The following is a 22,319-nucleotide window of genomic DNA, read 5'->3' on the forward strand; positions in this document are numbered from 1 at the left end:
ATGATTGTAAACCCTGTACCAAATTTCCTTCGTGCAGTATACAATGAATACGGATTACAAAGAAAATATAAAAATACTTTTTTAGACGGACAACTATAGCAAAATACAGCATATAATCCATACTATCTATGTTTACAAATAAGTGATCATTACTTTAGTAGGAGGAAGATAAATATGGCGGGTACTACGCTTGTTTTAAAAGAAGAAAATTTGGTTGTTCTAGAAAATGTTGAAAAATCAGTATATGAAGAGTTACAGCATAAAGCGGGAGATGAAAACTGCACATGTGCTGTGAACCAATCAGTCGTTCACCTTGGCAAGGTATCCTCTGTACTCTGGAATGAAGATGAAATAGATTGGGAATACGGATATTAAAAAGTCGCTTATAGCGGCTTTTTTTCTCTTTTCTCTCTCTTTCTAAATTACATATACAAAGCGTAATCATAGAAAATATGATAAAATGAACTTAATTTTCAAACGGAAGAAAGGGAGATACAATGGAACAATTCATTAACCCTAGAGTGAAGGACATCCAAATTTCTGGAATCCGTCAATTCTCTAACATGATTCAAAACTATGATAATTTGATTTCTTTAACAATTGGACAACCCGATTTCCCTACACCTTCTCTCGTAAAAGAAGCGGCAAAACGGGCGATTACAGAAAACTATACAAGCTATACACATAACGCTGGTTTACTAGAATTACGTAAGGCAGCTTGTAACTTTGTAAAAGATAACTACGATTTACATTACTCACCTGAAAACGAAACCATCGTTACAATCGGTGCTAGCGAAGCAATTGATGTTGCATTCCGAACGATTTTAGAGCCAGGAACAGAAGTAATTTTACCTGCTCCTATTTATCCAGGTTACGAACCCATTATTCGATTATGCGGTGCAACGCCTGTTTTTGTAGATGTTCGTGAAACTGGATTTCGTTTAACAGCTGAAGCGCTTAAAAATGCTATTACAGAAAAAACAAGATGTATCGTACTACCGTATCCTTCTAATCCAACTGGTGTAACTTTATCAACAGAAGAGCTAAAAGATATTGTAGATGTTTTAAAAGATAAAAATATTTTCGTCCTTTCAGATGAAATTTATAGCGAGCTTGTATATGAACAAAAGCATACATCTATCGCTCATTTCCCAGAAATGCGTGAAAAGACAATTGTCATTAACGGTTTATCTAAATCACATTCTATGACTGGCTGGCGTGTTGGACTTTTATTTGCACCAAGCTATTTAGCAGGACACATATTAAAAGTTCATCAATACAATGTAACGTGTGCTACTTCAATCGCTCAATACGCTGCAATTGAAGCATTAACAGCAGCTAAAGACGCACCAAAAATGATGCGCCACCAATATAAAAAACGCCGTGATTACGTATATAATAGACTCACTCAAATGGGATTAACAGTTGAAAAGCCAACAGGTGCATTTTACTTATTCCCATATGTTGGTCATTTGACATCTTCATCATTTGATTTTGCACTTGATCTTGTCAAAGAAGCGGGACTAGCTGTAGTTCCTGGGACAGCATTCTCTGAATACGGTGAAGGCTACCTTCGCTTGTCCTATGCGTATAGTATCGAAACTTTAAAAGAAGGCTGCGACCGATTAGAAGCCTTTCTAATGAAAAAAGCTAAGAGTTAAACTCTTAGCTTTTTTATGCATAATGATCACAAGTTTGACGTTTTAGTAATTTATGAGGAATAATGATACACTTTGCAGTGGATTCTGCATTCTCTACTTTATCAACTAAAGCTTTTGCCGCCTCATATCCTAGCTGATAAATATTCACATCAACTGTCGAAAGTGGAGGGCTCGCAATTTCCGATAATAAAGCATTATTAAAGCTTACAATAGAAACATCTTTCGGTACAACAAATCCTTTTTTAGAAAGAGCACTTAACACACCAAGTCCAATTAAGTCATCCGTTGCCATAATTGCCGTTGGCGGTTGCTGCAGTCCCATTAATTCCTCAACAGCTTGTTGACCACTTTCCCTCGAAAAATCAAAATGTAAAATATATTCTTTTGGTAATACAATGTCTGCTAATTTCAAGGCATCACTCATACCAGCTAAACGATCTCTCGTTACAAGTAAATCTGATCCACCACCAATGAACGCGATTTGTTTATGCCCTAATGAAATTAAATATTCTGCCACTTCTCTTGCAGCTGTATAATTGTCATTATCTACATATGTAATTTCATCTTTTCGATCATATGGTTTTCCTATTAAAACAAACGGGAAATTTTGTTCATGTAAATATTGAATAATCCGATCATTCTCCCTTGAATATAAAAGAATAATGCCACCAATTTGGCGTCCTTGTACCATCTTTACGACACCATTAAAAATTTCTTCTTCCGTTTCACCTGTCGACATGTAAAGCGCATAACCTTCTACGTGTGCAAATGAACTAATCCCTCTTATAACTTCTGGGAAAAATGGATTTTGAAAAGCTTTACTTGCAGAACTTGGCATAACAAGACCAAGTGTTTTCGTCGTTTGGTTCGCAAGATTTCTCGCATTTAAATTGGGATGATACCCTAATTCACTCATCACTTTCCTAACACGGCGCTTTGTCTTTTCACTTATACTTGGATTATCAGCAATTACACGAGAAACTGTTGATGGTGCAACATTCGCTTGCTTCGCCACATCTTTAATTGTAACTGTCATAAAAATCCCCCTCCTCTCATTTCTCTGCCATTTTTCATATATTTTATCTCGCACTCATTGCAAGTCATAAACTTTCATTTCTTATATCTTGCAAAACTAATCCTATTCTCCCTCTTCATGTATTGTAAGGGATATAGCTATTTTTTCCTATACTATAATATACTATTTATTTCACTTCTTTTCACATGTGATGTCAAATCTCTTTTCATCTCCCTATAAACTTATTTATAGGGAGATGAAAAGAAAAATGGGACGTAATGTCCCATTTTTCATCCTTTTGTACCTCCAGCTGTTAAACCAGAAATAAAGTATTTTTGTAGTGATAGGAATAAAATTGAAATTGGGATCGCAATTAACACAGAACCCGCTGCAAACGTTGTAAATTCATTACCGAATTTCTTCGCAACCATTTCATATAATCCAACTGCTAAAGTATAATTTTCTGGTGTTCGCAAAATAATACTCGCTAAAATGAAATCTGTAAATGGACCAATGAAAGTAAATAACGCTACAACCGCTACGATTGGCTTTGCAAGTGGCATAATGATTTGCCAAAAAATACGAAAATGCCCTGCTCCATCCATTCGAGCTGATTCATCTAGTTCTTTCGGAATCGTATCAAAATACCCTTTCATAAGCCATGTATTCATCGGAATAGCCCCGCCTACATAAATTAAAATTAATGCAAGGTGTGTATCAATTAATCCTGTTAATTGAGCTAATACGTATAAAGCAATTAACGCTGCAAAGTTTGGAATCATTTGCAGAATTAAAAATGTTAATAAACCATTTTTTCTTCCAACAAAACGATATCTCGAAAATGCATAAGCAGTAAAGCTAATTGCTAACACTGAGAAAATCATCGTTAAAACACTTACTTTTAATGTGTTTTTATACCATAGTAAGTAATTACTATTCTCTAGATCTAATAACTTACGATAATGATCTAACGTTGCATTTTGTGGAATAATACTTGATCCAGATAAACTATCACCCGGATTAAACGATGAGCCAATAATCCATAATAACGGATAGAAAATGATGGCACACATTACGAAAATAACTAAATAACTTAATGAGAGACGTAACATCTTCTGTCTTTTAATATTCATTTACATCATATCCTCTTCTTGGAATGATTTTGTTCTCTTAAATTGCCATAACGCAACTGTAATAACGATTAACGATAATATCATTGTAAGAGCTGCTGCTTTTCCGTACTGCGCTGAAGTCATCGTTAACTTATAAATCCATGAAATTAAAATATCCGTTCCACCTGCGTCTTGTCCAGCTACAGCAGGACCTCCACCGTTAAATAGATAGATGATACTAAAGTTATTAAAGTTAAACGTATATTGCGTAATTAATATTGGTGCTGTTGCATATAACACAAGTGGCAATGTAATTTTACGAAACTGTTGCCAAGCTGTCGCTCCATCTACTGTAGCCGCTTCATATAATTCTCCCGGAATCGATTGCAGTATACCCGTTGTCATCGCAAAGATAAACGGGAACCCAAGCCACGTTTGAATCATAATTAAAGCAATCTTCGCCCAAAATGGATCTGTCATCCAAGCAATTTTTTCAATTCCGAATAAAGCTAATACTTGATTGTTAATCGCTCCGAATGTTTCATTAAACATACCAGAGAAAACAAGAATAGATACGAATGCTGGAACCGCCCACGGTAAAATGAAGATTGTTCGAATAATTGCCTTTCCTTTAATACCGGGCTGATTTACGATAATCGCTAAGAAAATACCAAGCGCAACTTGTAATGTTGTTGCAACGAATGTCCAAATGACAGTCCAAGAGAATACACTTACAAATGTCTCTCTCCACATCGGTAAAGTGAAAATATCAATAAAGTTTTTAAAGCCCACCCAATCTACTAATTTTGCTGGAGGAGAATGATATAAATCATAGTTTGTAAATCCAATTAAAATTACGAAGATGATTGGAAATACGACAACAAAGATAAGTAGTAGAAAACCTGGTGAAACCATTAAATAAGGAAAACCTTGATCTAACAAATTACGGTATTGCTCTTTTACAGAATTTAACGGTGTTCCGATATCACGTTTCTTTCCATTTTGGTATGCATCGTATAAGTTAAATGCATATATGCCGAGCCCAAAAGCGATAACGATAAGGGCCAAGATTCCTTCTACTAATAGAAAGACAGAATGGTCACGTGGAACTTCTGTACCAAGCGTTACAATACCCCATAATCCCATATTTAATAAATCAGCAAAGGCTACAATAAATGAACCTGTTAATACTAGAAAAATAAGACCTTTTACAAATTGTTTATTATACATTTGGCCCACGCCTGGAATGATTGATAACATGGTTGCCATTTTTCTATGCTTTGAATGGTTTAACCCATTTGCTGGTTCCATAGATGTTTGCATGTTCCTTCCCCCTTTTTTCTTCCTACATGGAAGGGAGAGAATTCGTGCCTCTCATATTCGAGGCACGAATTTCACCTTATTTTTTCTTGTTATGATTTTCCTCAATATTACCTTTAATTTGTTTCACTGCACTATCAAGCGCCGCTTTTGGTGCCTCTTTATCTGTAACAACTAATTGAAGCGCATCTCCAGCTGGTTTCCAAACTTCTTGCATTTCTGGAATGTTTGGCATTGGAATTCCATTTTCAGATTGCGTTGCAACTGCTTTTGCAGCTTCGTTATCTTTAATAATTGGATCTTCCATTACTGATTTTACTGGAGGAATTTCTTTTGTTTTCTCAAATCGAATTTTTGCGTTTTCTTCATTTGTTACCCACTCAGTGAATTTTGTAGCTAAATCATTTTGTTTAGAGAAACTTGTTACATGCCATCCTTTAACCCCAACAAACGTTTTCATTGGTTGACCATTTGGTAATTTCGGCATTGGAGCAACGCCATAATCAATCCCGTTCTTTTCCATTGCTTGGAACGCCCATGGGCCATTCATGATAGAAGCTGCTTTTCCTTCATTGAATAGTCCATCAGCAGCAGGCCCACCTGATTCACCGATAATACCTTTTGGGAATAATTTTTCCTTGTACCATTTTTGAAGATATTCAGCACCTTGTACTGCTCCGCTATTATTTAATCCAACATCACTTGCATTTGGCTTTCCATCTTTTTCACCAAATACATAACCGCCCATACCTGCCATGAATGCATTAGCAAAGTAGAAGTTATCTCCTAATGCTAAAAATCCGTACTTGCCATCTTTCGTAAATTCTTTTGAGAAGTTAAACAGCTCGTCCATCGTTTCTGGCGCTTTTGGCATTAGTTTTTTATTGTAAATAAAGACTGGTGTCTCAATTGCTTTTGGTAAACCATATAATTTTCCATTATATGTCTGTGCTTCTATTGATGAATTAGTAAATTTACTCTTTACAGCATCATCTGCTTTCACTTCAGAAAGTAAACCTTCTGTTACTGCATTTCCGATTTGATCGTGTGGCAATGTTACAACATCTGGTCCAGTCCCCGCTGGTCCATCAAGGCGTAACTTCTTCACTTGATCTGTCATTTGCATTTCAACAACTTTTACTTTTACTTTATATTTTTCCTCAAAGCTTTTCACTGCTGGTTCTAAACCAACACCTTTTTTATCATCTTCCCAAACAAGAAGATCATAGTCTTTTTTCGCTTTACTTTCCTCTTTTTTCCCTGAATCTTTCGGTCCACATGCAGATAACATACCAATAAATAATGCTGAAACCGTTAATAATGATAATGCTTTCTTCATCCCAAAAACCTCCCTAAATTGTCTATGTACCTCAGTAACTGAAAACGTTTGCATTTAATAGTTTAATTGAAGCGCAAACAATATCTCAATCTATGAAAACGTTTGCGCTATTTGTCTATCATTATACATTCTTTTATTCATTTTGCAAATATTAATTTAAAAATTATGTCATTATACTCTTTATACATTGACTTTATATGAAATGAATACTACTCTTATAAGCAATATTAAAGCTACGAAAAAGGCAATCGTTTGCAATATAGGCTTTATTATTACACTTAAGGGAATACTATGTATAGAGATATTGAAGGGGGATTTTCTATATGTTTAAAGAAGCTATTTATCATAGGCCGAAAGATAATTATGCATACGCTTATGATGAACAAACAATTCACATCCGAGTACGTACTAAGAGAGATGATATTCAAAGCGCCGATCTTATTTACGGTGATCCTTACGAATGGAAAGACGGGAAATGGATATCAGCAAGTACACCCATGAAAAAAACGGGTTCTACTGCATTATTTGATTATTGGTCCATTTCAATCGAACCAAAATTTAAGCGCTTACGTTATGGGTTTGAATTAAAATCTGAAACAGACACTCTTATTTATGCAGAGCGAGGATTCTTTTCTAGCATTCCAAATGATGATGTTGGTAACTTTTTCTGTTTTCCATTTATTCATGCAGATGATGTATTCAAAGCACCATCTTGGATTAAAGACACCATTTGGTATCAGATTTTCCCTGAGCGATTCGCTAATGGCGATAGTACGCTGAATCCAGAAAACACCCTTCCTTGGGGAAGTGCGAATCCAACTCCAACTAATTTTTTCGGCGGAGATTTTTCTGGTGTTATTCAAAACCTTGATTACCTTGTTAAGCTTGGCATTTCCGGAATATATTTCACACCTATTTTCAAAGCTCATTCAAACCATAAATATGACACAATTGACTATATGGAAATTGACCCACAATTTGGGACGAAAGAAACTTTTAAAGAGCTCGTTGAAGAATGTCATAAGCACGGTATAAAAGTAATGCTCGATGCTGTGTTTAATCATAGTGGATACTTTTTCGAGAAATTTCAAGACGTACTAGAGAATGGTGAGAAGTCCGTATATAAAGAGTGGTTCCACATTCATGAATTTCCGATTATAACCGAACCACTTCCAAATTATGATACTTTCGCCTTTACACCGTATATGCCTAAATTAAATACAGCTCATCCAGATGTAAAAGAATACTTACTTGAAGTAGGACGTTATTGGGTACGAGAATTCAATATAGATGGCTGGCGCCTTGATGTCGCCAATGAAGTCGATCACAACTTTTGGAGAGAATTCCGAACTGAAATAAAGACACTAAATCCTGAAGTATATATTTTGGGAGAAATTTGGCACGATGCCCTTCCGTGGCTACAAGGCGATCAATTTGATGCTGTCATGAGCTATCCTGTTACAAACGCTCTACTTTCTTACTTTGCTAACGATTCCATTAAAGCAAGTGAATTCATGAAGCAAATTACAGAATCTCTACATTCCTACTCTATGAATGTAAATGAAGCAGCATTTCATTTATTAGATAGCCATGATACTCCAAGAATTTTAACAACATGCAACGGAGATAAAAATAAGTTGAAATTGCTCTATGTATTCCATCTTTCTTTCATCGGCTCTCCTTGTATTTATTACGGAGATGAAATTGGTATGGATGGCGGCATGGACCCTGATTGCCGTAAATGTATGATTTGGGATACTAAAGAACAAGATCATGCATTATTTACCCATATACAAACATTGATTTTATTACGGAAACAACATAAAGCATTTGGAGGACATGGTACTTTTCAATTCATCGAAGCAAATGATGAACATAATTATATTTCTTATACGAAAACATATGAGGATGAAACTATCTTTTTCGTTTTAAACCCTACTAATAGTGAAGTTACAGTTTCACTCCCTCTTCATGTTACTGGTAAGAAAATAATTAACATTTATACAAACGAAGAATTTTCAGCAGAAGCAAGTGTATTACAAGTTACACTTCCTCCATATGGATTCTCCATATTAAAATGGTAATCCAAAAAAGCCTTATGCCAAGTTTGAAGTGGCATAAGGCTTTTTCTTATTTCAATTTGAACACTATCGCTTCATACGGACGTAATGGAATGTTATCTATTGATCCGATTTCTACATCGTAATTGTGTATAAATAACTCTGATTCACTATAACTAATATCCTTAGGCATTTCAAATACACTTTCATCCGCAGTAAAGTTTGCAATGACAAGTAGTTTTTCATCTCCATATGTTCTTACATAAGCAAAAATAGAAGGGTCATTATTTAATATTAAATCATATGATCCATACACAACTATTTCATTATTTTTGCGTAGTTCAATTAATTTCTTATAGTAATAAAAAATTGAACCTTCATCTTGGATTGCTTGTTTCACATTAATCTCTTTATAGTTAGGATTTACAGTAATCCAAGGTTCACCTTTTGTAAATCCAGCGTGATTCTGATCATTCCACTGCATCGGAGTTCTAGCATTATCACGACCCTTTATATAAATAGATTCCATTACTTTTTCTATATCTTCACCATGGTCTATCACTTTTTCTTTATACATATTTAACGTTTCAATATCTCGATATTCATCAATTGACTCAAATCGGACGTTCGTCATTCCGATTTCCTCTCCTTGATAAATATATGGCGTTCCTTTCATCATATGAAGAACTGTCGCTAACATTTTTGCTGATTCAATGCGATACATTCCATCATTACCAAAACGAGATACAACGCGAGGCTGATCATGATTATTCCAATAAAGGCTATTCCATCCGGTATGCTCTAATGCTTTTTGCCACTTTGTTAAATTCTCTTTTAAAGTAAGAAGTGAGCATGGTTTTACATCCCACTTTCCACCTTCTCCTGAATCTAAATCCATATGTTCAAATTGGAATACCATTTGCAATTCTTTTCGTTCTTCTCCAGTATACAATTTCGCTTCTTCTGTCGTTACACCAGGCATTTCACCAACCGTCATAATATCATAATGCGATAATACTTCCTCATTCATTTCATGTAAATATTTATGAATGTTTGGACCGTTCATAAAATGCTTATGACCTGAAACATACCCCCCTTCTTCTGTTTCAACAGCTGGTAATCCCTCTTCTTTAGAAATAAAATTAATAACATCCATACGGAAACCATCAATTCCTTTTTCTAACCAAAACTTCATCATTTCATAAACATCTTGTCTTACCTTTTCATTATCCCAATTTAAATCCGGCTGTTTTTTAGAAAACAGATGTAAATAATATTCATCTGTCATTTCATCATACTGCCATGCTGATCCACTAAACGCTGCTCCCCAGTTGTTCGGTTCTTTTCCTTCTTTCCCAGGGCGCCATATATAGTAATCTCTATATTTATTATCTTTTGATTTACGTGATTCAATAAACCAATTATGTTCATCAGATGTATGATTAACAACTAAATCCATCATCAATTTCATATTACGTTCATGCATTTCATGTAATAGCTCATCCCAATCTTCCATTGTTCCGAACTCGTTCATAATTTTACAATAATCGCTTATATCATAACCATTATCATCATTTGGAGATTCATAGACTGGTGATAACCAAATCACATCAATCCCTAACTCTTTTAAGTAATCTAGCTTTGAAATAATCCCTTGAAGATCTCCTATACCATCACCATTACTATCCATAAAGCTACGAGGATAAATTTGATATACTACACTTTCTTTCCACCATTGTTTTTCCATTATGCTACCCCATTTCATTCATCATTCATTTTTCTCTTTTTTAAGGCGCAAACGTTTTCATTAATGAATGATAACAGATTCTATCTCAATTTAAAATAGCGCTTACAATTTTTATTGTCTTTTTCTAAGAAAACATATGAAAACCACTAATAAATCTCCAATAAATGAAAACGTTTTATTTTTTTATTTATTTTTTGAATCTATTCGTTTATAATGAACTCAAAGAAAACGTTTGCATAATTATTTCTAGGGGGAAATACCATGGCAGAACTTAAATTAGAAAACATTTATAAAATATATGATAATAACGTAACAGCTGTAACTGATTTTAATTTACACATTCAAGATAAAGAATTTATTGTATTTGTCGGTCCTTCTGGATGCGGAAAATCTACAACATTACGAATGGTAGCTGGACTTGAAGATATTTCAAAAGGCGAGTTTTCAATTGATGGTAAACTAATGAATGATGTTCCTCCAAAAGATCGAGATATCGCTATGGTATTCCAAAACTACGCTCTTTATCCACATATGAGTGTATATGATAATATGGCATTTGGATTAAAACTTCGAAAAATACCAAAAGATGAAATCGATCGTCGTGTGAAAGATGCAGCAAAAATTTTAGGACTTGAACAATATTTAGATAGAAAACCGAAAGCATTATCAGGTGGACAGCGCCAACGTGTTGCGTTAGGTAGAGCAATCGTTCGAGATGCAAAAGTTTTCTTAATGGATGAACCATTATCAAACTTAGATGCTAAACTCCGTGTTGCAATGCGCTCAGAAATTTCTAAGCTACATCATCGTCTTGGAACAACAACAATTTATGTAACACATGATCAAACAGAAGCAATGACTATGGCTTCGCGTCTTGTCGTTATGAAGGATGGAAAAATCCAACAAATTGGAACTCCAAAAGAAGTATATGAAACACCAGAAAACATCTTCGTGGGTGGATTTATCGGCTCACCAGCTATGAACTTCTTCCGTGGTAAATTGACTGAAACCGATTTCGTTATAGACAATACTATAAAAATTAAAGTATCTGAAGGAAAAATGAAGATGCTACGTGAACAAGGCTATGTAAATAAGGAAATTGTTTTAGGTATTCGTCCAGAGGACATTCATGATGAACTACTATTTTTAGAAGCTTCACAATCTACTGCCTTCACAACAAAAATTGAAGTCGCTGAGTTATTAGGTGCTGAATCCATTTTATATATGAAACTTGGGAATCAAGATTTTGCGGCACGTGTAGATGCAAGACATACGTTTTCACCTGGTGACCAAATTAAATTAGCATTTGATATGAATAAAGCGCATTTCTTTGATAACCAAACTGAACAACGTATTCGCTAAAAAATTTATCTTTACTATACACATATAAAAAACCGTCCACATATATTGAGGGCGGTTTTCATTATTATACTAGGGCTTCTACTGTATGAAATGATTGTCCTTTCGTGCCAATAATACCGAAAATCGGTAAATCACTAAGCACCACTTCTTCTTGCTGTTTCATAAAAGATGACGTTAATTGTTTTATCTCTATCCAAACGTCATTAATACAAAGTACATTGGAATCGTTCTCTTGTTGGCGAGAAAAAATAGAATCTATTTTATATAAACCAGCATTTTGAAAAAGCATGTCAATGCGACTGAATGCATTCAAAGTAATGCTAATAACGCGTTGCCAATCTCCTTGCTTTTCCATATCATAGAATACAAAAAGGGCTTCTCCGCCTAGATTCGTAATTTCCTCCACTGTTGCTTGTCCACTCTCTTGATCAATGTCCGTCACAATAACTTTTGCGCCTTGTTTAGCCAACAAAAGAGCTGTATTACGTCCAATACCGATGCCACCGCCAGTTACGATAGCAACTTTTCCTGCAAGCTTCATTTTCATTACCCCTTCTATAAGTCTTACCGTCATTCAGTATACTCCTTTATGAGATTATTCTGCAAGCAAGAAAAATTGCCATTCGATTTGTAAACGTTTACTTTTTATCCTTCTTTTTTCTTACTCTTACGCTGATCAAGAACTAGACCGATAAAAATGAGAATGCCCCAAAAAATTATGCTACCTCCTGTCATCTCAACTTCCCCCTTATTATATAAAGTAAAACTTTAATCAGCCCCAAATGGTGAGATAAAGATATTATTTTTAATCATTATACCATTATCTTAATTTTCAATCTATTATAAATAGAAATGACACATTTTAGTTTTTCCTTACTGTAAATATTCACAATATACTTATAAAATAAAAAAAGACCCTTTTATATATAAAAGGGTCTTTTTTTATTTTATTATACAAGACTTATTATTTTCGTCTTTGTAATTAAGTCCTGAAAACCGCAATTATCTTTGCGGAACAACATCATATATACGTTACATATTAATGGAATTCCTAATAGCAATACGTTCGGTAATAACACTACAAAAAATCTTATAATTAATGTTTGCAACGTTAGCTTTTCACTCTTCAATGAAATTAATTTTATTCTCGTTACCTTTTTGCCAAGTGTAACACCGTTCCAAATAAAGGGTAATACAATAAAATATATCGCCATTAATATGAAAACTACTGCGAAATCATATCTAAAATCACCTAAGCTTATATTAAAGCGCTTAAACATAGCACTATAGTTTCCGGTCATAATAGCTACTACTGCACCATACATAACCGAGATTAAAAACATGTCAATTAGGGAAGCACCTATGCGATTCATTACAAGCGCTGGACGATGCATCTTTAACTTCATTTTATGTCGACTCCTTCATATCCTTCTTTACCCGTCTCATCGTACCACTTCTAAAAAACATTGTAAACTAGCGTTTCTCTTACTTTTCTTGTACAATTTGTTACAATAGCATTATAAAGGAGGTTCCCATATTGAAAAAATGGATAATCCTATTCGTCGCCTTCCTATTAACTGGTTGTGCAGGAAACACAAGTCACTTAACTTATACGGTTAACGATGAATACGAACTCATACGTACTTCTGGAAATGCATTTGAACTTTTCCCCTCGCAAGATGCTGTATATGCCACACAATACATCCCTGCAAAAATTACAGACATTGCTTGGGATGATAAATACATTATTGCAAAACAAACTGAGGAAAAATCAGATCCAAATAACCCTGACGCAGCAATTGCAAATAAAAAAAGTGAACATTATTGGATTATTGATGTAAAGCACAATAAACGTTTCGGTCCCTACAATGAAAAGCAATTTAATGAACAAAAAGATGCGTTTAAAATTAAGGTGCCTTTTCAAAATGTAGATTCATACATAAAAGAAATAAAAAAACAGTCAGCATAATATTTGTATGCTGACTGTTTTGTCTTACATTATTTTAGTGAGATGTTAAACGTTTGTGGCTCTTTTACAACATCTTGTGTTTCTGAATCTCCTGCAAGTAAATCATCAGTTGTAAACTGAATATCCTTTACCTTGTCTTTTCCATCGTCAAGTATTAAACCAATAATACCATCTCTTATTTCACCAGGCTTATAGTCTTCTCTTGATACATTTTTTGTACCAACTAACGTATCTTCGTCATATAAAAAGTTTTGAGTGGCTACTTTAAAATGTTGCTTACCATTAATCATAACATCATTCATAGAGAAAAATTGCATATTTTTATTTCCGCTATTCTCCACTTTATATGTAATCTCAACGTAACGAATTGTATTACTAATCTCTGTTCCACTTAGCGATGCATATAATTCTGCATCTTCTTGGCTTACTTTATCCCCTAATCTACGTTTTACTTCTTCAGGAGTTAGTGCCGTGTATACTTTCAATGTATTTTTTGCCTTTTCACTCATTTGTGATAAAGAGATTACTTTCACATCTTGTACGTGAATTTTCATTGGCGCTACTTCAAATGTTTGATTCACAGAATGCATCTGCTCTAACTTGAAAGTACCCCATCCTGTTTCTTTCACTTTTTGTCCTACTTTTTTCAGCTCACGCCCACCATATTCTTTCGTTTCAGGAATAGATTCTTTCTTCTTCGGTTCAGCTTTCTTTTCTTCTTGATGGAAGCAACCACTTAACATAAGAAGAAAACTACATAAAACAAAAATACTTTTCCATGCTTTCATCATTTCATTTCTCCTAACGCTATCATTCATGAATATAAAATTAGTCCCTTGCTTTGTAAACTATAGAAACAATGACAATTCCACAAAATGAACTTGTCAGTCCAGATACTATTATACCTCCAATTTGGAAAATATGAAAATAAGGATCTAGGAACGCATGCACGATAAATATAAAAGCTGTCACAATGATTATCGAAACCCAATACTTTCTTTTTTCTAAAGCTACAATCATATCTTTCCCTGTTTCATCTTTATACTTCCATAGTACGTATAATAGCAATAATAAGCCAACACATGTACTCCCATGTTGCATATATTTATACAATGGAATACTGCGTAATTCAATTTGTAACAATGCTATTTTCATAACGAAATAGCCTGTATTATGAGTAAATGCATCCAAAACGACATGCGTGAGCATACCGAATAATGCAGAATAGCAAAATACAAAGAATTCTTTCCAGGTATGTAGCCCCCACCTCTCATCTATTGCATATGAATAATAACCAGCAAACGGTTTAGGCAAATGCGTTATAAACGGCTTTTTTAAAATGTAATGATATATGTATGCGATTAGAAATACAAGCGGTAAATTTAAATATAAGAACCCAAGCCATGTATGGCCAATAACACCATAGGGTCTAAAGTGCAAAAAATATTCAAAGTCAGGCGCCATACTACCTAATATAAGAGCCGTTACTGAAATATGTTTAGAGTGCTTTTTCGCAAAAGGAAGAACTGCTGCTGGATGTGCAAATGTAAACGGCATACTTTAACTCCTTCTCACATTTTCAATAGAATACCATATATCATAACGAGAGAATGGATCTTCATGCAATATTTATTTTCACATTGGAATATGATAGTTTAAATGATATAATCCACATAAAATATTCAGAAAACAAGAAGGGATTCAGGTGTCATTAACACTTGTATTTGCTGCCTTTTTAAATTCAAAATCCGTTATGAATTGAGGTTTATATATTGATTGACGTACCCTTTTTACAAAATGTCACATTAAAAAAAGAAAATATCCCTAGTTTTTCCGCATATCCTTACTGTTTACCCGCTATTCGAACATTACAATCACTAGCTTTCCATCCAAATGTAACATTCATTATTGGAGAAAACGGAACAGGTAAATCAACATTACTTGAAGGAATTGCAATTGCGTTAGGTTTTAATGCAGAAGGTGGAACGAAGAACTTCCGCTTTAGCACAAACGATTCCCATTCATCTTTACATGAATACCTTCGAATTTCAAAAAGTTTCAATACACCAAACGACGGTTTCTTTCTTCGCGCTGAATCATTTTATAACGTTGCTTCTTATATTGATGAAATAGATGCTGATAGAGAAGCACGTGGGAATCCGGTTATCAACTCTTATGGTGGTATCTCACTACACAAACAATCACACGGTGAATCATTCTTCTCATTATTTATGAACCGTTTTTCCGGACAAGGTTTATACATTTTAGATGAGCCTGAGGCAGCTTTATCACCAATGAGACAACTTTCCATGCTCATTCGAATGCACGAACTAGCTGAACAAGGTTCACAATTTGTTATCGCGACGCATTCTCCTATTTTAATGGCTTATCCTGAATCCACTATATATTCTTTAACACAAGAGGGAATTCACGAATCCACATTAGAAGAAACTGAGCATTACCAAACGACGAAACTTTTCTTTGAAAATCGCGATCGATTATTCCATCATCTATTTGAGTCGTAAAAAAAAGAAGCAGCAATAGCTGCTTCTTTTTTATAGTGCTTCTATAAATAAGGCAACCCCGATACCGCCACCGACGCATAAAGAGGCAATTCCTTTTTCTAACCCACGTCTTTTTAATTCGTGAATTAAACTTACTGTAATACGAGCCCCTGTACAACCAATTGGATGCCCAAGTCCTACGCCACTACCGTTTACGTTCACTTTTTCACGGTCTAAGCCTAACTCTTTCTCTACAGCTAAATATTGAGCCGCGAAAGCTTCATTAATTTCAAGTAAATCTGCATCTTCCAATGACCAATCTACTTTTTCTAAACCTTTACGAATTGCTGGTGCTGGTCCAATACCCATAATTTTTGGATCTACTCCAGCTACTGAATATCCAACAATTCTAGCTAACGGTTGTAAACCTTTTTCTTTCGCTTTTTCTTCGCTCATTAATACTAGAACTGCACTCCCGTCATTAAGGCCAGATGCATTTCCAGCAGTCACTGATCCATCTTTACGGAACGCCGGCTTCAATCCAGCTAATTTTTCAGCTGTAATATCTGCACGTGGATGTTCATCCTTCGAAAATACAACTTCTTTTCTACGCTCTTTTATTGTAATAGGAACAATTTGATCGTCAAAGTATCCAGACTCGATTGCCTTCAGTGCCAATATATGACTGCGAAGAGCAACTTCATCTTGTTCCTCTCTTGTAATTTCATATTGTTCAACTAAATTTTCCGCTGTTTCACCCATCATAATATGGTGAATCGGATCTTCTAACACTTCCCACACCGTATCACGAATTTCTCCGTGCTGTAGACGTTGTCCCCAGCGGTGCTGTTTCAATGCATAAGGGCTCGAACTCATCGCTTCTACCCCACCTGCAACAACAACATCACTTACACCTAATTGGATTTGCATTGCAGCTGACATAATTGCTTGCATACCTGAAGAACATTGACGTTGGATTGTATATCCCGTAACTGTGTCAGGAAATCCTGCCGCTAATGCAGCTGTTCTCGCCGTATTTGCTTCATCAGTTCTTTGAATACAATGACCTAAAATTACTTCATCAACTTCATGTGGTTCTACCCCGCCTCGTTTTACAGCTTCCTGAAGTACAGGAACAGCTAATTCTACTGGCGTTACATTTTTTAGCGCTCCTCCAAAAGTTCCAATTGGCGAACGAACTGCAGCTGTAATAACAACATTATGCATTTTGCACTTGCCCCTCTCTTATGTACCCTAGTCAGTTTTTAGGTGAAATTCCATAAGATGTATATCTATAACTATCATACTATAAACATACTAAAAAATCAAAATATTTAATATAATAAAAATAGAAGGAATTAACCTTCTATTCTGTCAGCGCATATAAAAACTTTTGTAAAATTTTCTCTGTCGTTTCATTCAATTTTGGCAACTTATCTACTGGAAAATATTGAAGTTTTAACCCTTCATGATCGAGCTTTAATTCCCCGCTCACATGATGTGCCTGATACAGATGAATAACATTGAAAATTTCATCGCCATTCGGATAACGGAAATATACTTCTTTTCCTGATAGAACACCAAGAAATTGCATTATTTTTGCAGTTAACCCCGTTTCCTCAAATAACTCTCTACGTGCAGTTTCTTCTGTCGTTTCGCCCAGTTCCATCGCCCCACCAGGTACACCCCAATCATATGTATCTGAACGATATTGAAGCAATACTTCTTGATTATCGTTTAATATAATAATTGCTGATCCTACGAGAATAAGCGGCCTTGTACCAACGACTTTTCGTAACTCTTCAATATACCCCATATGTAAATTCCCCTTTCCCTAACCTCCCTTATCATAACAAAATTTTGCTCTTTTTGTTCATGTAATTTTAAAGAAAAAAAGAAGCTTTCGCCTCCTTTTTTTCACCTTTATTTCTTAAAACTTTCATATTTTACAGCTTCAAAAGCTTCCTCAATTTCATCATTACGATAATGGACATATGTAAAACGCCCCAATTCTACTAATCTTGCTATTTCCTGTAACGCTTTATGCTGCTCATATGTTTCTTTCAGCTTAATATGTACATAAAACTTCATTAACGGATGTTCATATAAAGGTTCTCCCACCTCTACATATACATCTTCCACCCCTTGTACAACTCTTACATAACTTGCAAATTGATAAAGAGCTTCTCTGTCTGAAACGATTTTTAATGTATACATATATTCTCCCCCTTTTCTTTACTATATCAAAAAGATGATTACACTACGTTATAGAACTATGAAATTTTTTCGACTTGTCATCTATATATTCAATAAAGAAGGCGTTTATCCATACATGACATCTTTTCCCCACATATATTATAGGAAGAACTTTTTTTCAGTTGAGGTGTTCCTTATGGATCCATACGTCAATATATGTATTTGTATTACTCCCGGCGCCGATATTTCTGATGACCGCATCGCAAAAGATTTAGCTGTTGCAGAATCAATTTGGCACCCCATTACATTTCAAATTCAAGAAGTAATTGTATTAAATGAACTTTTCCGTTTTTTTGACCGTGAAATCAGTTATAAAAATTCCATTCAAAGTCAAGAAAAGCTGGCATCCTTTTTCCAAACATGTGTAAATGAAGCTCCTGAATGCGACCTTTATATTTGTTATATTGGCAGTGATTATTTCAAAGAAACAGCAGTAATTGCCTGCGCTTACTCTTTAGCAAAACAGCAACAACTTACCGGATATATCGTTTTAACAAACTCGGCTGCTCCTATGAAAAATATATATACGCTTGCTCACGAAATCGGTCATATTTTATTTACAAGACGTGTTCACGGAAAACTTACTCACGCAGATCCTCATTCCCCAACTGGCTCGGAGCACCATCCTTCTCCAACCAATCTTATGTATCCGATAGTCCCGCGCCCTGAAAATGTTCCTATTCAGTCTCTATTGACGAACGAACAAAAAACACTCTCTTTACAAAGCTCTTTATTGCAAAGAAAAAAACAGTAACCCTCATGTTACTGTTTAAAACAACTTATTCCAATCAACAAAACAAATCCCGGCTGCTAGAAATAAAAATAGACAACTAAATGTAAATGTAATCCCTCTAAAAATCCCTATATAATATTTCTTTGGAAATAATTTTTGGTATATCCAGAGCAGCCGCTTTTTATTGAATTTCTAGTTCACACTTTTTCTTTCTTCAATTTTTAAAGACCATCTCATTAATCCATATATACTTCCATACATAAGTAATATCTTTGCAATTCCCCAAAATACATTTCTTTCTTCTAAGTCTTTAAATAAGAACATAATCGCAAGAGGAACAATTAGTACCAAAACACCCATCCAACCAAGAACATATACTTCACCAATAAGAAGTAATAAAAATATACTTACTGCTAATATATATGTCTGCATTGTCGACAATTGTAAAATTGGCGTCCCATACCATTTATTCATAAACATTAATAACACTAATAATAAAATAGGTATCATTACTATTACATAAATAATTCCAAACTCTACTAATTTACTTTTAAAAGAGACATTCTAAACGCAAAAACCGTTCCAATAATTGTAATAATTAAAACGATAGGATAACCAATTACCTGTACATTTGTTAACGTAAATTGTTGATTCGGATTTCCAAATAAAATATTGGTTAGTAACCAATACCCACCTATCCCAATAATCATTCCTAAAACACTCTTTATACTTCCGCCTTTATCCTTCTCCATCTCTTTCGCTAATTCTTCCGCATACTCTTTTGGCGAATCACCAAATATATTACTTACCGTTTTTCCTTCTTTCTCACCTTCAATTAAATGAAGTTCTGCATCTTCTAAAAAAGCGTCAATATCTTCTTCTTTAATTCCTTTTGTTATTAAATATACTTTCGTATCGATTAAGAACTTTTCTCCTTCTTTAGAAATCTGCATTATAGCCCCTCCCTTATTTAACCATTTCTCTTCTATTCGCCTTCATCATAATTTCAACAAAAATTAAAATAAATAAACTTCCGTATAAATATATAATTTGAAATAACATTGGAACAAGGTCTTCCGTTGTAAATGTTTTAAACACTAACATAATTGAAAGTGGAATGATTAAATATAAGTTTTTAAACCATCCTTCAAAATATATATTTATAGCTACTGTGATGATAAAAATCCCACCAGCCACTATATAACTTTGCACTTCGGTGAATGTGAGCATTTTTGTCGGATATATCACGTCTAATATCGTAACAGCTCCTAATAAAAACATTGGAGCGATCATAACTAAAGACCACATAGAAAACCATGTTTTTGTAAAACTTGTTACGAAGGCCATTTTGCGAAGTAGAAAATTAGGACCTATAACAACTAAAATCAATGAAAAACTATAACCGATACACTGAATAAGTGAAATCTGTAACATTCCATGATTCACTATTAAGATAGAAGCAATAATCCAAAACGATACGATATTCATTACTGTAAAACCAATTTGCTTCCACGTTTCCTGTCTATCTCTTTCCATTACTTTGACAAGTTCATTTGCATATTCTTTCGGTGAGCTTCCGAAAATATCTTCTACACTTTTCCCATCACTCTCACCCTCAATTAAATGGAGTTCCGCATCTTCTATAAAATTTTCAATATCGCTTTCTTTCACACTCTTTGCCGTCAAAAATAATCTCATATCTAACAAAAACTTTCGCGCTTCACTTGATAGCATTATTTTCTCCTTCCCTTCCCTTCAAGTAGACGTTCTACACTACTTTGCATCGTTTCCCAGCGATCCATAAATTCATCAAGTGCTTCCTCGCCTTTTTCTGTTAATGTATAATATTTTCTCTTTGGACCAGATGGAGATTCCTTCATTACGCTTGTTATTAGTCCTTCTTTTTGCATTCGTATTAATAACGGATAAATACTTCCCTCACTCGCCATTGTAAAACCATACTTCGCTAGCTTTTCACTCATTTCATAACCGTATATTTCGCCTTCAGAAATAATAGCAAGTAAGCATCCTTCTAAAATCCCTTTCAGCATTTGACTTGTCGACATAATTCAAATCCTCCTACTATCTTGCTTTACAAGATAGATAAGCGTAAGTATCTTGCTTTACAAAATAGTATAGCAAAGACTATTTTGCAAAACAAGATAGCTAACGATATTTTTTCCAAATGTTTGCAGGAATTTCATTATAGCTTCTCTAAATAGAGCACTATGAAAACTTTATTATGAAGGGATGTTTTTCATCATGGTTACAAATCGAGTTGTCTTTTTAACAGGTGCTGCAAGTGGTATTGGTTATGAAATGGGAAAGGCTTTTGCAAAAGAAGGTGCAAAAGTTGTGATTACCGATCGGCTTGAAGAACGTGCAAAAGAAGCTGCTGAACAATTACAAAATGAAGGTTTTCAAGCTATCGGTTTAAAATGTGACGTTACATCTGAAGAGGAAATTACAGCAGCAATTTCTCAAACAGTTGATCATTTCGGTTCATTACATATATTAATTAACAACGCAGGAATGCAACACGTTTCACCCATTGAAGACTTTCCAACTGAAAAGTTCGAGCTACTAATTCAAATTATGCAAATTGCTCCGTTTATTGCAATTAAGCATGCCTTTCCGATTATGAAACAACAAAAATATGGTCGTATTATTAATGTCGCTTCTATTAACGGCCTTGTCGGGTTTGCTGGAAAAGCTGCCTACAATAGTGCAAAACATGGCGTAATTGGATTAACAAAAGTTGCCGCTTTAGAAGGTGCTACGCATGGTATTACTGTTAATGCCCTTTGCCCTGGTTATGTTGATACCCCCCTTGTACGTAATCAACTACAAGACTTAGCTACTACACGAAATGTACCACTTGAAAATGTTTTAGAAGATGTTATTTATCCACTCGTTCCACAAAAGCGCTTATTACAAGTACAAGAAATTGCAGATTATGCGATGTTTTTAGCGAGTGAAAAAGCTAAAGGTATAACTGGTCAAGCTGTCGTTATCGATGGTGGTTATACCGCTCAATAAAAATAAAGTTTGCTCAAGAAGAGCAAACTTTATTTTTTATCCCGAGGATCTTCGTACTTTAGTAATTGCCGCGGGAGCTTCTCAATTGCAACAATTACCCCCTCTAATTTACTTTCAATACGGTGGAGTAAATATAATGTTACCACAATCGGAAACCCTACATTACCTATCATCTTGATCCACTCTTCCACCCTCTTCCCCT

At 34.7% G+C, this 22,319-nt stretch carries 24 protein-coding genes and 2 pseudogenes; 8 read left to right on the forward strand and 18 right to left on the reverse strand.

Translation table 11 applies throughout. The annotated features are described in order from the left end of the window. The first annotated feature begins 174 nt into the window (after positions 1-174). Both DN401_RS18865 and DN401_RS18870 read left to right on the forward strand, forming a co-directional pair. Positions 175-375: a hypothetical protein gene (locus DN401_RS18865; RefSeq protein WP_000929278.1), complete on the forward strand. Its 201-nt coding sequence runs from the start codon at positions 175-177 to the stop codon at positions 373-375. Positions 376-497: 122 nt separating this feature from the next. Further along, positions 498-1,661 carry an aminotransferase A gene (locus DN401_RS18870; protein ID WP_000434582.1) on the forward strand — a complete coding sequence of 388 codons (1,164 nt, stop codon included), beginning with the start codon at positions 498-500 and terminating at the stop codon, positions 1,659-1,661. A 13-nt stretch (positions 1,662-1,674) separates the two neighbouring features. Here DN401_RS18870 and malR read toward each other — a convergent pair whose 3' ends face one another. The 4 genes from malR to DN401_RS18890 form a co-directional block, all read right to left on the reverse strand. Then, positions 1,675-2,697, reverse strand: coding sequence for a maltose operon transcriptional repressor MalR (gene malR, locus DN401_RS18875; protein ID WP_000219053.1), 1,023 nt, complete (start codon positions 2,695-2,697; stop codon positions 1,675-1,677). A 269-nt stretch (positions 2,698-2,966) separates the two neighbouring features. Continuing rightward, the gene (gene malD / locus DN401_RS18880) at positions 2,967-3,809 is read right to left on the reverse strand and encodes a maltosaccharide ABC transporter permease MalD (protein ID WP_001022608.1); all 843 of its coding nucleotides are present in this window, start codon (positions 3,807-3,809) and stop codon (positions 2,967-2,969) included. After that, the gene (malC, locus tag DN401_RS18885; protein ID WP_001194993.1) at positions 3,810-5,111 is read right to left on the reverse strand and encodes a maltosaccharide ABC transporter permease MalC; all 1,302 of its coding nucleotides are present in this window, start codon (positions 5,109-5,111) and stop codon (positions 3,810-3,812) included. 76 nt (positions 5,112-5,187) lie between these two features. Next, on the reverse strand, positions 5,188-6,447 hold the full coding sequence (locus DN401_RS18890) for an extracellular solute-binding protein (RefSeq protein ID WP_000709908.1): 1,260 nt from the start codon (positions 6,445-6,447) through the stop codon (positions 5,188-5,190). A gap of 323 nt (positions 6,448-6,770) precedes the next feature. On the opposite strand from DN401_RS18890, the gene DN401_RS18895 reads away from it, so the two are divergent. Then, positions 6,771-8,531 (forward strand): alpha-glycosidase, encoded by a 1,761-nt coding sequence (locus DN401_RS18895; protein WP_000471783.1) that lies wholly within the window; start codon positions 6,771-6,773, stop codon positions 8,529-8,531. A 46-nt stretch (positions 8,532-8,577) separates the two neighbouring features. Here the strand turns inward: DN401_RS18895 and malL are convergent, their stop codons facing one another. Then, positions 8,578-10,254: an oligo-1,6-glucosidase gene (gene malL / locus DN401_RS18900; protein ID WP_000415181.1), complete on the reverse strand. Its 1,677-nt coding sequence runs from the start codon at positions 10,252-10,254 to the stop codon at positions 8,578-8,580. A 261-nt stretch (positions 10,255-10,515) separates the two neighbouring features. On the opposite strand from malL, the gene DN401_RS18905 reads away from it, so the two are divergent. Continuing rightward, on the forward strand, positions 10,516-11,616 hold the full coding sequence (locus tag DN401_RS18905) for an ABC transporter ATP-binding protein (protein ID WP_000818931.1): 1,101 nt from the start codon (positions 10,516-10,518) through the stop codon (positions 11,614-11,616). Positions 11,617-11,680: 64 nt separating this feature from the next. On the opposite strand, the gene DN401_RS18910 is transcribed toward DN401_RS18905, so the two are convergent. The 3 genes from DN401_RS18910 to DN401_RS18920 all read right to left on the reverse strand — a co-directional run bounded on the left by DN401_RS18910 (position 11,681) and on the right by DN401_RS18920 (position 13,022). Then, complete coding sequence (locus DN401_RS18910; protein WP_000218413.1) at positions 11,681-12,190, reverse strand: SDR family NAD(P)-dependent oxidoreductase; 510 nt, start codon at positions 12,188-12,190, stop codon at positions 11,681-11,683. 71 nt (positions 12,191-12,261) lie between these two features. Then, complete coding sequence (locus tag DN401_RS18915) at positions 12,262-12,351, reverse strand: hypothetical protein (protein WP_000145638.1); 90 nt, start codon at positions 12,349-12,351, stop codon at positions 12,262-12,264. Positions 12,352-12,566: 215 nt separating this feature from the next. After that, positions 12,567-13,022: an RDD family protein gene (locus DN401_RS18920; protein ID WP_000769080.1), complete on the reverse strand. Its 456-nt coding sequence runs from the start codon at positions 13,020-13,022 to the stop codon at positions 12,567-12,569. Between the two features lie 131 nt (positions 13,023-13,153). On the opposite strand from DN401_RS18920, the gene DN401_RS18925 reads away from it, so the two are divergent. Continuing rightward, positions 13,154-13,585 (forward strand): DUF3997 domain-containing protein, encoded by a 432-nt coding sequence (locus tag DN401_RS18925; protein ID WP_000758789.1) that lies wholly within the window; start codon positions 13,154-13,156, stop codon positions 13,583-13,585. 29 nt (positions 13,586-13,614) lie between these two features. On the opposite strand, the gene DN401_RS18930 is transcribed toward DN401_RS18925, so the two are convergent. Further along, entirely contained in the window at positions 13,615-14,376 is a 762-nt protein-coding gene (locus DN401_RS18930) for a hypothetical protein (RefSeq protein WP_000973899.1), read from the reverse strand. Positions 14,377-14,413: 37 nt separating this feature from the next. Next, on the reverse strand, positions 14,414-15,142 hold the full coding sequence (locus DN401_RS18935) for a DUF4184 family protein (RefSeq protein ID WP_001116852.1): 729 nt from the start codon (positions 15,140-15,142) through the stop codon (positions 14,414-14,416). A gap of 215 nt (positions 15,143-15,357) precedes the next feature. Here DN401_RS18935 and DN401_RS18940 point away from each other — a divergent pair, with 215 nt between their 5' ends. Beyond that, positions 15,358-16,110: an AAA family ATPase gene (locus DN401_RS18940; protein WP_000567998.1), complete on the forward strand. Its 753-nt coding sequence runs from the start codon at positions 15,358-15,360 to the stop codon at positions 16,108-16,110. A gap of 30 nt (positions 16,111-16,140) precedes the next feature. On the opposite strand, the gene DN401_RS18945 is transcribed toward DN401_RS18940, so the two are convergent. From DN401_RS18945 to DN401_RS18955, 3 genes are all read right to left on the reverse strand, one after another. After that, the gene (locus DN401_RS18945) at positions 16,141-17,316 is read right to left on the reverse strand and encodes an acetyl-CoA C-acetyltransferase (RefSeq protein WP_000552074.1); all 1,176 of its coding nucleotides are present in this window, start codon (positions 17,314-17,316) and stop codon (positions 16,141-16,143) included. A 139-nt stretch (positions 17,317-17,455) separates the two neighbouring features. Continuing rightward, positions 17,456-17,905: an NUDIX hydrolase gene (locus tag DN401_RS18950; protein ID WP_000540529.1), complete on the reverse strand. Its 450-nt coding sequence runs from the start codon at positions 17,903-17,905 to the stop codon at positions 17,456-17,458. A 107-nt stretch (positions 17,906-18,012) separates the two neighbouring features. Beyond that, positions 18,013-18,306 (reverse strand): DUF3928 family protein, encoded by a 294-nt coding sequence (locus DN401_RS18955; protein WP_000288330.1) that lies wholly within the window; start codon positions 18,304-18,306, stop codon positions 18,013-18,015. 175 nt (positions 18,307-18,481) lie between these two features. Here DN401_RS18955 and DN401_RS18960 point away from each other — a divergent pair, with 175 nt between their 5' ends. Then, the gene (locus tag DN401_RS18960; RefSeq protein ID WP_000371608.1) at positions 18,482-19,099 is read left to right on the forward strand and encodes an ImmA/IrrE family metallo-endopeptidase; all 618 of its coding nucleotides are present in this window, start codon (positions 18,482-18,484) and stop codon (positions 19,097-19,099) included. A gap of 15 nt (positions 19,100-19,114) precedes the next feature. Here the strand turns inward: DN401_RS18960 and DN401_RS30245 are convergent. The 4 genes and pseudogenes from DN401_RS30245 to DN401_RS18980 form a co-directional block, all read right to left on the reverse strand. Continuing rightward, positions 19,115-19,258, reverse strand: a pseudogene (locus tag DN401_RS30245) (DNA-binding protein); the annotation flags it as partial. A 12-nt stretch (positions 19,259-19,270) separates the two neighbouring features. Then, a pseudogene (locus tag DN401_RS18970) lies at positions 19,271-20,031 on the reverse strand (DUF1129 domain-containing protein). Positions 20,032-20,044: 13 nt separating this feature from the next. Continuing rightward, positions 20,045-20,812, reverse strand: coding sequence for a DUF1129 domain-containing protein (locus DN401_RS18975; protein WP_000952888.1), 768 nt, complete (start codon positions 20,810-20,812; stop codon positions 20,045-20,047). Further along, positions 20,812-21,144 carry a PadR family transcriptional regulator gene (locus DN401_RS18980; RefSeq protein ID WP_000107982.1) on the reverse strand — a complete coding sequence of 111 codons (333 nt, stop codon included), beginning with the start codon at positions 21,142-21,144 and terminating at the stop codon, positions 20,812-20,814. Before DN401_RS18980 ends, DN401_RS18975 begins: the two co-directional genes overlap by 1 nt. 196 nt (positions 21,145-21,340) lie before the next feature. Between DN401_RS18980 and DN401_RS18985 the strand changes: the two genes are divergently transcribed. Next, positions 21,341-22,117 (forward strand): 3-hydroxybutyrate dehydrogenase, encoded by a 777-nt coding sequence (locus DN401_RS18985; protein WP_000258428.1) that lies wholly within the window; start codon positions 21,341-21,343, stop codon positions 22,115-22,117. Between the two features lie 29 nt (positions 22,118-22,146). Here the strand turns inward: DN401_RS18985 and DN401_RS18990 are convergent, their stop codons facing one another. Next, positions 22,147-22,308 (reverse strand): YvrJ family protein, encoded by a 162-nt coding sequence (locus DN401_RS18990; protein WP_000393336.1) that lies wholly within the window; start codon positions 22,306-22,308, stop codon positions 22,147-22,149. Positions 22,309-22,319: the final 11 nt, after the last annotated feature.

It is taken from the genome of Bacillus sp. BF2-3 (assembly GCF_008368795.1).
Lineage (GTDB): Bacteria > Bacillota > Bacilli > Bacillales > Bacillaceae_G > Bacillus_A > Bacillus_A cereus.

Coding starts and splice junctions, on each gene's coding strand:
- DN401_RS18895 (WP_000471783.1), top strand. CDS start 6,771: ATGTTTAAAGAAGCTATTTATCATAGGCCGAAAGATAATTATGCATAC.
- DN401_RS18955 (WP_000288330.1), bottom strand. CDS start 18,306: ATGTATACATTAAAAATCGTTTCAGACAGAGAAGCTCTTTATCAATTT.
- DN401_RS18935 (WP_001116852.1), bottom strand. CDS start 15,142: ATGCCGTTTACATTTGCACATCCAGCAGCAGTTCTTCCTTTTGCGAAA.
- DN401_RS18915 (WP_000145638.1), bottom strand. CDS start 12,351: ATGACAGGAGGTAGCATAATTTTTTGGGGCATTCTCATTTTTATCGGT.
- DN401_RS18865 (WP_000929278.1), top strand. CDS start 175: ATGGCGGGTACTACGCTTGTTTTAAAAGAAGAAAATTTGGTTGTTCTA.
- DN401_RS18905 (WP_000818931.1), top strand. CDS start 10,516: ATGGCAGAACTTAAATTAGAAAACATTTATAAAATATATGATAATAAC.
- DN401_RS18890 (WP_000709908.1), bottom strand. CDS start 6,447: ATGAAGAAAGCATTATCATTATTAACGGTTTCAGCATTATTTATTGGT.
- DN401_RS18980 (WP_000107982.1), bottom strand. CDS start 21,144: ATGTCGACAAGTCAAATGCTGAAAGGGATTTTAGAAGGATGCTTACTT.
- DN401_RS18910 (WP_000218413.1), bottom strand. CDS start 12,190: ATGACGGTAAGACTTATAGAAGGGGTAATGAAAATGAAGCTTGCAGGA.
- DN401_RS18960 (WP_000371608.1), top strand. CDS start 18,482: ATGGATCCATACGTCAATATATGTATTTGTATTACTCCCGGCGCCGAT.
- malL (WP_000415181.1), bottom strand. CDS start 10,254: ATGGAAAAACAATGGTGGAAAGAAAGTGTAGTATATCAAATTTATCCT.
- DN401_RS18920 (WP_000769080.1), bottom strand. CDS start 13,022: ATGAAGTTAAAGATGCATCGTCCAGCGCTTGTAATGAATCGCATAGGT.
- DN401_RS18950 (WP_000540529.1), bottom strand. CDS start 17,905: ATGGGGTATATTGAAGAGTTACGAAAAGTCGTTGGTACAAGGCCGCTT.
- DN401_RS18975 (WP_000952888.1), bottom strand. CDS start 20,812: ATGCTATCAAGTGAAGCGCGAAAGTTTTTGTTAGATATGAGATTATTT.
- DN401_RS18870 (WP_000434582.1), top strand. CDS start 498: ATGGAACAATTCATTAACCCTAGAGTGAAGGACATCCAAATTTCTGGA.
- malD (WP_001022608.1), bottom strand. CDS start 3,809: ATGAATATTAAAAGACAGAAGATGTTACGTCTCTCATTAAGTTATTTA.
- malR (WP_000219053.1), bottom strand. CDS start 2,697: ATGACAGTTACAATTAAAGATGTGGCGAAGCAAGCGAATGTTGCACCA.
- DN401_RS18945 (WP_000552074.1), bottom strand. CDS start 17,316: ATGCATAATGTTGTTATTACAGCTGCAGTTCGTTCGCCAATTGGAACT.
- DN401_RS18930 (WP_000973899.1), bottom strand. CDS start 14,376: ATGATGAAAGCATGGAAAAGTATTTTTGTTTTATGTAGTTTTCTTCTT.
- DN401_RS18985 (WP_000258428.1), top strand. CDS start 21,341: ATGGTTACAAATCGAGTTGTCTTTTTAACAGGTGCTGCAAGTGGTATT.
- malC (WP_001194993.1), bottom strand. CDS start 5,111: ATGCAAACATCTATGGAACCAGCAAATGGGTTAAACCATTCAAAGCAT.